At 74.2% G+C, this 3,690-nt stretch carries 1 protein-coding gene; it reads left to right on the top strand.

Features of this window, described 5'->3' with window-relative positions; translation table 11 throughout:
• The coding region (locus IE273_RS42940; protein WP_189820534.1) for a type I polyketide synthase at positions 1 to 3,690 on the top strand (3,690 nt) is incomplete at both ends.

Below are 3,690 nucleotides of genomic sequence, written 5' to 3'. Positions count from 1 at the left end.
TGGCGGACCGGGACGCTCTGGCGCGGGTGATCGCGGGGATCCCGGACGACGTGCCGCTACGCACGGTCGTCCACGCCGCCGGAGTGGTCGACGACGTCCCCCTCACCTCACTGACCCCTGGTCAGCTGCAGTCAGACCTGCGGGGCAAGGCGGCCGGCGCACGGCATCTGGACGAGTTGACGGCCGGTGCCGCGCTGGACGCGTTCGTGCTGTTCTCGTCGGGCGCGGCGGCGTGGGGCAGCGGTGGCCAGGCGGGTTACGCGGCTGCCAACGCCTTCCTGGACGCTCTCGCCGCGCACCGCCGGGCCCGGGGCCGCACCGCCACCTCGATCGCCTGGGGCGCGTGGGACGAGTTCGGGCTGGTCGCCGGCCTCCCCGGCCGGCGGCACCAGCTGAGTCGCCTGGGCGTCATGCCCATGCGGCCGACGCTGGCCATCGCGGCCCTGCAGCGTGCCCTGGACCACGACGAAACGTCGGTCGTCATCACGGACACGGACTGGAGCCGTTTCGCCCCGGCCTTCACCGCGACCCGTCCGAGTCCGCTGCTCTCCGGGCTGCCGGAGGCGGTCCTGGCCCTCCAGAGCGCTCCGCGGGAGACGGGCGGGCCGGAGGCGTCCGTCGCCGACGCTGCCGCGATCCGTCTGACCGGACTGCCCGACCAGGCCCGCCGGGCAGCGCTGTCCGACCTGGTCCGCCGCAACGCGGCCGCGGTACTGGGACACGCCCCCGGCACCCGGATCGACGCCGACCAGGCGTTCCGGGAGCTGGGCTTCGACTCGGTGACCGCCGTGGAGCTGCGCGGCCGGCTCGTTGCCGCGACGGGCCTGAGCCTGCCCACGACCCTCGTCTTCGACTACCCGACCGCTACCCGGCTCACGGACCACCTGGCGTCGCTGTTCGCCGACACCCCGGTCGCGGTCGCCGCGCCGCCGCCGTCGCCGGTCGCCGACGATCCCGTCGTCATCGTCGGCATGGCCTGCCGGTATCCCGGCGGGGTGACGGGCCCGGCCGACCTGTGGCGGCTGGTGAGCGAAGGCGTCGACGCGACCGGTGACTTCCCCGCCGACCGCGGCTGGGACCTGACGGCGCTGTACGACCCCGAGGGGCTGCGGCCCGGAACGACCATCACCCGCCGGGGCGGCTTCCTGGACGGCGCCGGCGACTTCGACGCCGCGTTCTTCGGGATCTCCCCGCGCGAGGCCCTCGCCATGGACCCGCAGCAGCGGCTGTTGCTGGAGAGCTCGTGGGAGGCGCTGGAACACGCCGGGATCGATCCGCGGACGCTGGCGGGCGCCCGCGCGGGGGTCTTCGTCGGCGCCTACTCCTCCGGTTACGCCGAGGCGGTGGACCGACTGGGCGACGAGGTCCGCGGATTCGTCCTCACCGGCGCTTCGTCGAGCGTGGCGTCCGGCCGGGTGGCCTACGTGCTCGGCCTGGAGGGCCCGGCGGTGACGGTGGACACCGCCTGCTCGTCGTCGCTGGTCGCGATGCACCTCGCGGCTCAGGCGCTGCGGTCGGGGGACTGCACCCTGGCGCTGGCCGGCGGCGTCACGGTCATGGCCGACGCCGACGCCTTCGTGCTCTTCTCCGAGCAGGGCGGGCTGGCACCCGACGGGCGCTGCAAACCGTTCGCGGATGCCGCTGACGGCACCGGGTTCGCCGAGGGCGTCGGTATGGTCGTCCTCGAAAGACTGTCCGACGCGCAGCGTAACGGGCACCAGGTCCTGGCGGTACTGCGCTCCAGCGCCGTGAACCAGGACGGCGCGTCCAACGGGCTGACCGCACCCAACGGCCCCGCGCAGCAACGCGTGATCCGCCAGGCGCTGGCCGCGGCCGGACTCTCCGCCGACGAGGTCGACGCGGTGGAGGCGCACGGCACGGGGACGAGGCTCGGCGACCCGATCGAGGCGCAGGCCGTCCTCGCCACGTACGGCCAGGACCGGTCCGCCGACTCCCCCCTGTGGCTCGGCTCGTTGAAGTCCAACATCGGCCACACCCAGGCCGCCGCCGGGGTCGGTGGCGTCATCAAGATGGTGCTGGCGATGCGGCACGGCCTGCTGCCGCGCACGCTGCACGTGCACTCCCCGTCGTCGCAGGTGGACTGGTCAAGGGGCCGGGTCGCGCTGCTGACCGAGCCGGTCGCGTGGCCGCAGACGGGACGTCCGCGCCGGGCCGGCGTCTCCTCGTTCGGAGTGTCGGGGACGAACGCGCACGTCATCGTGGAGGCCGCGCCCGAGAGCACCCCGGTGCCGGCCGCCGAGACCCCCGTCCCCCGTGTGGTGCCGTGGGTGCTGTCCGGTACGACGCCGGAGGCGGTGCGTGACCAAGCGGCACGGCTGGCCGCCCATGTGGAGGCCGATCCGTCGCTGAACCCCGCCGACGTGGCCTGGTCGCTGCTGGCCACGCGATCGGCTCTCGGCCACCGGGCCGCCGTGCTGGGCACCGGGCGCGACGAACTGCTGCCCCGTCTGCGGCGGCTGGCAGCGGGAGACGCCCCCGAAAAGGTGGTCCTCGGAACGGCACGTCCTGACCGCGTGGTGGGCGTGCTCTTCACCGGGCAGGGCGCGCAGCGGCTGGGCATGGGCCGGGAACTGTACGCCGAGTCGCCGGTCTTCGCGGACGCGTACGACACGGTCGTGGCGGAGCTGGACCCGTACCTGGAGCGTCCACTGAAGGATGTCGTCTGGGGCGACGACGCCGGGCTGCTGGACGAGACCGGCTGGGCGCAGCCGGCGCTGTTCGCGCTCGAAGTGGCGCTCTTCCGCCTGCTGGAGTCATGGGACGTCGTCCCCGACACTCTGCTGGGACATTCGGTCGGTGAGATCGTGGCCGCTCACGTCGCCGGGGTCCTGTCGCTGACCGACGCCAGCCGTATGGTCGCGGCCCGGGCACGGCTGATGCAGGCGTTGCCGCGGGGTGGTGCGATGCTGGCGGTGGAGGCCACCGAGGCCGAGGCGGCCACGCTGCTGACGGACGGTGTGGCGATCGCTGCGGTCAACGCCCCGGGCTCCGTGGTGCTGTCGGGCGAGGAAGCCGCCGTGGACGAGGTCGCGGAGTCCTGCGCCGCGCTGGGCCGCAGGACCCGCCGGCTGCGCGTCTCGCACGCGTTCCACTCGGCGCTGATGGATCCGATGCTGGCCGAGTTCGAACGGGTCCTCGAAACACTGACCTATCGGGAGCCGCGGATCGCCGTGGTGTCCGACCTGACCGGTGCCGTCGCCACGGGAGAGGAGCTGCGCTCCCCGGCGTACTGGGCGGCCCAGGTGCGCGAGACGGTCCGCTTCGCCGACGGCATCCGGCACCTCGCGGACCGCGGCGTCACCGCGCTGGTCGAAGTGGGGCCGGACGGCGTGCTGTCGGCGATGGCCGCGGACAGCTGCGCCGAGGACACCCTGGTGGTGCCGCTCCTTCGCAAGGACCGCGACGAGAACACCGCGGTCACGGCCGGCTGGGCCGCGCTGTACGCCCACGGCGTCCCCGTCGACCGGCGGGCGGTGCTCCCCGAGGGACGCCGGGTCGGCCTTCCGACCTACGCGTTCCAGCACCGACGGTTCTGGCCCGCCCCGCCCGCCGCCCCGGCCCCGGCAGCCGTGGCGGACGCGTGGAGGTATCGGGAGTCGTGGGTTGGGCTTGGTGTGCCGGTTGTGTCGGTGGGTTCGTGGTTGGTGGTGGTGCCGGCCGGGTTGGAGG

The organism is Streptomyces olivaceoviridis, assembly GCF_014650115.1.
Taxonomy (GTDB): domain Bacteria; phylum Actinomycetota; class Actinomycetes; order Streptomycetales; family Streptomycetaceae; genus Streptomyces; species Streptomyces olivaceoviridis.
This window is presented reverse-complemented; position numbering and strand designations above follow the sequence as displayed.